Below are 7145 nucleotides of genomic sequence, written 5' to 3' on the forward strand. Positions count from 1 at the left end.
GATCAATATATTCAAGAAAAAGGGTATAGAAGAGATGCTATCGTATATCCAACAGATATAAGCGTAAATTACAATAAAGAAACACAAAAATGTAAAGTGAAATTTACATTACCAAAATCATCTTATGCAACAGTTTTAATTGAAAATATTGCAAATAGGAATTTAAAGGCATAACTCTTAAAAATGTTTGTGTTAGAATGATTATATAAATATTTTAGGGAAGATTATGAAGATAGAAACGCTTGTTTATGATAAAAATCAATGGATAAAAAATTCTGGTGATATAGATGAAACTCAATTAGACAATGTTGATATTGTATTTATTTTTGGAAATAGAGATGCTATTAAAAATAGTGAAAATTTAGCAGAAATAAAACAACGTTATAAAAATGCAAAAATTGTTGGTTCATCAACTTCTGGAAATATAAATGCATCTGAAGTTTCAAGTTATGAAATTATTGCAACAGCGATTTCTTTTGAAAAATCTTCGATTGAAGTAGCATCAATTTGTTTTAATGAAGAGGATGATGTTGAAGAACTTTCAAAAGAGTTAGTGAGTAAACTAAAACAAGAGAATTTAAAACATATCTTTGTAATTAGTGATGGTTTACTTATAAATGGTTCATCTTTAACAAGAGGCATAAATAAAGTTACTAAAAATATTAGTGTAACTGGTGGTATGGCAGGAGATGGAGATAAATTTGAAGAAACTTATGTAGTTGTCGATACACAATCTAATCAAAGAACGATTGTTGCCGTTGGATTCTATGGAAATGATTTAACAATTGATACAGGATGTTTTGCAGGTTGGAGTGAATTTGGAGCTCAAAGAATTATTACAAAATCTAAAGATAATATTTTATATGAAATAGATAATGAACCAGCACTTGACTTATATAAAAAATACTTGGGCTCTTTAGCTTCTGATTTACCAAATAGTGGACTTAGATTTCCTTTAAGTATAAAAAAAGATGAAAATAGTTCAGAAGTTATTCGTACTCTTTTAGGAATTAATGAAGAAGATAAAAGTATAACATTTGCAGGAGATGTTCCTGTTGGATACAAAGCAAGACTTATGAAAGCTGATATTGATTTATTAATTGAGGGTGCAGGTGAAGCAGCTAAATCAATTAAACAAACAAATGATAAAACAGCCTTAGGTTTAGTTGTTAGTTGTGTAGGACGAAAAATTGTTATGAATTATTTAGTTGATGATGAATTAGAAGCAGTACAAAATATATTGGGTAAAAATGTTGTTTTATCTGGTTTTTATTCTTATGGTGAAATAGCACCTTTTAAAAACAATAAAATAAATTGTGAATTACATAATCAAACAATGACACTTACTGTGATATATGAGTCTTAATATGCATAGATTACTAAAAAGACAATTAAATAAATTCTTAAAAAAATCAAATGATTTTGAAACTCTAGATCCAGAATTAAAATCATTATTAAATGCAGTATCTCAAGTTTACAATGACTTTGATGAACAAAGAAAAATTAATGAACATATTATTACTGTTAATTCAGAAGAGTTAGAAAATACAAATAATCAATTAAAAAAAATAATAGAAGAACGTTCAGAGTTACTTAAAAATAAAACTAATGAAAATAAAGATATTATTAATTTATTACACCAATATAAAGATGCAATAGATAAATCATTGATAGTAAGTAGAACAGATAAAAATGGGATAATCACTTATGTAAATGATAAGTTTTGCCAGATTAGTGGTTATAGTAAAGAAGAATTAATTGGTAGCTCTCATAATATTGTTAAAAACCCTGCTAATTCTGATAGTTTATTTAAAAATATTTGGGATACTATTACAAATAAAGAAATATGGCATGGGACATTTTCAAACCTTTCAAAGGATGGAAAAGTTTATTATGTAACTTCAACTATTGTTCCGCTTACTGATGCTGATGGTAATATTATTGAATATATGGGATTAAGAGATGAAGTGACAAAAAGAGTTGTTTACGAAAAAAATATGAAGAATCAAACTCAACGACTTAATACTATCTTTAATTCACAAGAAAATATAACAATTATTATAAAACCAAAGTTTGGAATAACAGCTGTTAATCAAAAGTTTTTTGAAACATTTGGTTATAAAAATTTAGAAGATTTTAAAAATTCAATGGAATGTGTTTGTGACCTTTTTAATGAAAGAGATACATTAAAAAGTTCAGATGGAACTGATTTTAAATGGTATGAACGCTTCTTAGTAAAAAATAGCAATACTAATAAAGTTACAAGAACAAATGAACATGGTATTGAACAAATCTTTCAAGTTACTTGTAAAGAGATAGAATTAAATGAATCTCAACATTTTTTAGTAACATTTGTTGATATTACTGAATTAGAAAATGCTAGAAAAAAAGCTGAAATTGCTAAACAAACTAAATCAAATTTTTTAGCAAATATGTCTCATGAAATAAGAACTCCTTTAAATGCAATTATTGGTTTTTCAGATATCTTATTAAAAGCAAATTTAGAACAAGAACCAAAAGAGTACTCAAGAATTATCTCAAAAAGTGCAGAATCTCTTTTAGATATTATTGATGATGTTTTAGATATTTCTAAAATAGAAAGTGGAAAAATAGATATAGAAAATGAAGCCTTTCCTATAAGTATTTTTATTGAAAATATTATTGAATTATTTTCAATAAAAGCTCAAGAAAAAAATATTAGATTTATTTATGATTCTGACCCAACAATACCTTATAGTATTGTTAGTGATTCTACTAGACTAAGACAAGTTTTATCAAATTTATTAAGTAATGCAATTAAATTTACACAAGAAAATGGACAAGTTCTTTTTATTATGAAAGCAATAGAACAGACTCCAACTGATGTAAAAATTAAATTTATTATTGAAGATAGTGGAATAGGAATTTCAAAAAGCCAACAAGAAATAATATTTGAACCATTTTCTCAAGCTGATTCAGGAATTAGTAGAAAATTTGGAGGAACTGGTTTAGGTCTTGCGATTTGTAAAGATATTATTAATCTTTTAAAATCAGATATTATTGTTGAATCTGAAGAAAATACGGGAAGTAAGTTCTCTTTTATTTTAGATTTTAAAATAGATAAAAAAGATGATCAAAGAACACATCATTTCTCACATTTAAAATTTGCAGTATCTGATATTGAAAATGATTCAGAACATTTAAAAATAAGTATTAATAATTATTTAAATAAAGTTGGCGAAGTTTATAAGTTTGATAAAAATTCAGTTATTAATAATATAGATTTCTTATTTTGTTTTGATAGTAAAAATTTATTAGAAACACTTACTCAATTTAAACTATTAAACAAATCTTCAAGAATTGTTTATGTTGGAGATAAAAACTCAATAAAAAGCAATGAAATAGGTAGCTTAATACATCATTTTATAGATTTACCAATTTATGGATCTAAAATATTTAATATTATTTCTGATAATACAGTTATTGAACAAAGTGATATTAAATTTGAAGTATTAGATAAAGAAAAAAATTCTAAAAAACATATTTTAGTAGCAGAAGATAACCCGAATAATCAAAAGCTAATTGAAGTATTAATTAATCATCTAAATATAAAATGTACAATTGCTGAAAATGGTCAAGAGGCAGTTGATTTATATAAAGAAAATTTTTATGATTTGATTTTTATGGATATAAATATGCCTGTTCTTGATGGTGTTAATGCAACGAAAAAAATTCTAAAATTACAAAAAGAAGAGAACACTTATCAGGTTCCAATTATTGCATTAACGGCAAATAGTATAGAAGGTGATAAAGAGAGATATCTTTATGCGGGTATGAATGATTATATGGCTAAACCAATTAAAGTTGATGAATTAAATACAATGATTCAAAAATATACTAATTTGGCACCAAAACATACTATAAAAGAAGAAGTAATTACAATTGAAAAATTTGAGAAAAATAACTTAATTGAAAGTCTAGGTTTAAGTGAAAATATTATTGATATGCTTTTAAATAAATTTTTTACAAATATTGATAATGACTTAAAAAAATTGCAAGATTTTATGGAAGATGAAAATTATGAAGAGATTCATAACCAAGCCCATTTTATAAAGGGAAGTTGTTTAAATTTAGCAATGAATACAGCAGCATCGATTTTAAAAGATATCGAAAAAAAATCAAAGAATAATTACCATAATTTAGGTGATATAGATAAATTAAAACAAGTGTTTTTAGAAATTAAAAAAACAATTTAATAAGATTTTATAATTAATAATAAGACCTAGAATTTCGTTATTTTAAGTCTTAAAATTATATAATTTTTATTAAATATAGTTAAAAAATAAGGCTTTTTATGCAGTTTACAAATATGAAGATAGTATCTATTGATGATAATGAAAATAATCTTTTCTTAATTGAAGCTATGTGCGAAGATATGGACTTAAATGTTGTGAGTTTTTTAGATCCTCTTGAAGCATTGATGTATGTAATTAAAAATGATGTTGATATGATTATTATTGATTATATGATGCCAAATCTTAATGGTTTAGAGTTTATTCAAGAGTATAGAAAAAAGAATACTGATATTCCAATTTTAATGATAACTGCTGCTGGAGATGATAAAATCCATAAAGATGCATTTGCTGCTGGTGCGAATGATTTTTTAAGTAAACCTGTTAATTCTGCACTTTTTGAAGTTAGAGTAATTAATTTATTAACTAGTTATGAAAATAGAATGTTATTAAAGGATGAGGCTAAACTTTTACAAAAAGAGATAGAAAAAGCAACTACAAATTTAATAAATAGAGAACATGAGACTTTAAATATCTTAGGTAAAACTGCGGAATATAAAGACCCAGAAACTGCATCACATGTATCAAGAGTATCGTACTATTCTAAAATGTTAGCAAGAGAATATGGTTTAAGTGAAGAAGAACAAGATTTGATTTTTTATGCATCACCTTTTCATGATTTAGGAAAAGTTGGTATTGAAGATAAAATATTATTAAAACCTGGAAAACTTGATAATGATGAGTTTAATATTATGAAAAATCATGCAAATATTGGTTATGAAATTTTAAAAGATTCAAATAGTGAATATCTTAAAGTTGGTGCAATAATTGCATTAAATCATCATGAAAAATTTGATGGAAGTGGTTATCCTAATGGTTTAAAAGGTGATGAGATATCAATTTATGGAAGAATTGTAAGTATTGCAGATGTATTTGATGCTTTAACTTCTAATCGTCCATATAAAAAAGCATGGACTTTTGATGATGCCTTAGATTTATTAAAAAAAGAGAGCGGACATCATTTCGATCCTAAAATCGTAAAATTATTTGTTGATAATATAGAAGAGGTTAGTAAAATTTATAATTCATTTAATGATAAATAAATGAAAAATCTTTCTATAAAAATCAAACTTATAGTAATCTTTATATTTATAAAGGTTATTCCCTTACTTATTATTTCTTTTATTGCTTATGAAGGTGTTCTTAAATTAGAAAACTATCTTCAAGAAAGTACAAGATATCTTTTTAATAAAAATAAAGAAATAGTTTTAAATACTGCAAATGCTTCTATTGAAGATAGTATAAAAAACTTAGATAAAAAATCACAACTTTCACTAGAAAGACTATCTTTTGAAATCTCTAAAAATGTTGCAAATTTTCTATATGAAAGAGATAAAGATATTTTATTTCTTTCTAAATTAGATTTAAATCAAGACGTACTTAGTAAATTTAACGAAGTAAAAACAAGAGAAATAATAGTACATGATGACTACTATTATGATAATAATGATAACACTTGGAAAATAAAAACTAGTTCTAATACATTAGAATCAAAAAAAGAAGAAGCTTCTTTATTGGATAATAAAAAAGAGTTTAACTATACAAATCCTTTAAATCTAAAGAAAAAAACAATATATATTTATAAAGAGATAACTTTTTTTGATTTAAACGGAAAAGAAAAGCTAAAAGTTTCTCAATTAAATGGTGAACTACTTGATATTTCAAGTAAAAAGAATACTTATATTAGCTCAGAAAATTACTTTAGTGAAATAAAAAATTTAAAGAAAGAAGAAATTTATGTTTCTGATGTTATTGGAGAATATGTTAATTCAAAAGTAATAGGTACCTTTACAAAACAAAAAGCTATTAAATCAAAAATTGATTTTGAACCTGAAAAATATGCTTATGCAGGAAAAGAAAATCCTGTTGGAAAAGAGTTTCAAGCAATAGTTCGATTTATTACGCCAGTATTCAAAAATAATAAAAAAATAGGTTATGTATCATTAGCCTTAGATCATAAACATATTATGCAATTTACTGATACTTCAAATCCTACTAGTGTAAATCCAACACAAGATATAGCAGATGCAAGTTTAGGTAATTATGCTTTTATGTGGGACTATGAAGGTAGAAATATTTCTCATGCAAGAGATTACTTTATTATAGGATATGATAAAAATACAGGTAAACAAGCTATGCCTTGGCTTAGTTTGGATGTTGCTAAAAAATATTATGAATCAAATAAAAATATAAATGAATTTCTAAAAGATTATCCAACTTTTCAAGAGCAAAGTTTAAGTAAAAAACCTAATATTAGACAATTGTTAGAAAGTGGAAATATAGGTTTAGATTGTAGATATTTAAATTTTGCACCACAATGTGAAGGTTGGATGCAAGTTACAAAAGATGGAGGATATGGCTCTTTTATAATTTATTGGAGTAAGGTATGGAAACTAACTACAGCTGCTACTATTCCTTATTATACGGGTAAGTATGGAAATACAAAAAGAGGTTTTGGTTTTGTAACAATTGGTGCTAATGTAGATGAATTCCATTCTGCATCAAATGCAACAAAAAGTAATGTAACTAAAATTCTTAACGTTCAAACAGAACAAATGCAAGAAATAGTAAATGAAAATAAAAATGAAATTGAAGGTTTTATCGAAAGATTAATAAATGAATTATCAGTGGTAACACTAATAATGCTTATTTTAATTATTGTAATTGCAGTATGGATGTCAAAATATTTAACATCAAAACTTGAAAAACTATTAATTGCGACTAAAAATTATTCTAATAATGATTTTGATTATAGAATAAATGTTAAATCCAATGATGAAATTGGAAACTTAGAAAGGTCATTTAATAAAATGG

General features: G+C 24.8%; 5 protein-coding genes. All 5 read left to right on the forward strand.

Annotation, left to right across the window (positions count from 1 at the left end):
• Positions 1-9: 9 nt before the first annotated feature.
• On the forward strand, positions 10-174 hold the full coding sequence (gene truD, locus ACERKK_RS09345) for a tRNA pseudouridine(13) synthase TruD (protein ID WP_373772822.1): 165 nt from the start codon (positions 10-12) through the stop codon (positions 172-174).
• Between the two features lie 52 nt (positions 175-226).
• Positions 227-1366: an FIST signal transduction protein gene (locus tag ACERKK_RS09350; protein ID WP_373772818.1), complete on the forward strand. Its 1140-nt coding sequence runs from the start codon at positions 227-229 to the stop codon at positions 1364-1366.
• A gap of 1 nt (position 1367) precedes the next feature.
• Positions 1368-4235, forward strand: a complete 2868-nt coding sequence (locus ACERKK_RS09355; protein ID WP_373772819.1) for an ATP-binding protein — start codon at positions 1368-1370, stop codon at positions 4233-4235.
• A gap of 98 nt (positions 4236-4333) precedes the next feature.
• Entirely contained in the window at positions 4334-5374 is a 1041-nt protein-coding gene (locus tag ACERKK_RS09360) for an HD domain-containing phosphohydrolase (RefSeq protein ID WP_373772820.1), read from the forward strand.
• A partial coding sequence (locus ACERKK_RS09365; protein ID WP_373772821.1) for a HAMP domain-containing protein occupies positions 5375-7145 on the forward strand: 1771 nt, incomplete at its 3' end.

Origin of the sequence: Poseidonibacter sp., assembly GCF_041821165.1 — a bacterium.
Taxonomy (GTDB): domain Bacteria; phylum Campylobacterota; class Campylobacteria; order Campylobacterales; family Arcobacteraceae; genus Poseidonibacter.

Coding starts and splice junctions, on each gene's coding strand:
- ACERKK_RS09350 (WP_373772818.1), top strand. CDS start 227: ATGAAGATAGAAACGCTTGTTTATGATAAAAATCAATGGATAAAAAAT.
- ACERKK_RS09355 (WP_373772819.1), top strand. CDS start 1,368: ATGCATAGATTACTAAAAAGACAATTAAATAAATTCTTAAAAAAATCA.
- ACERKK_RS09360 (WP_373772820.1), top strand. CDS start 4,334: ATGCAGTTTACAAATATGAAGATAGTATCTATTGATGATAATGAAAAT.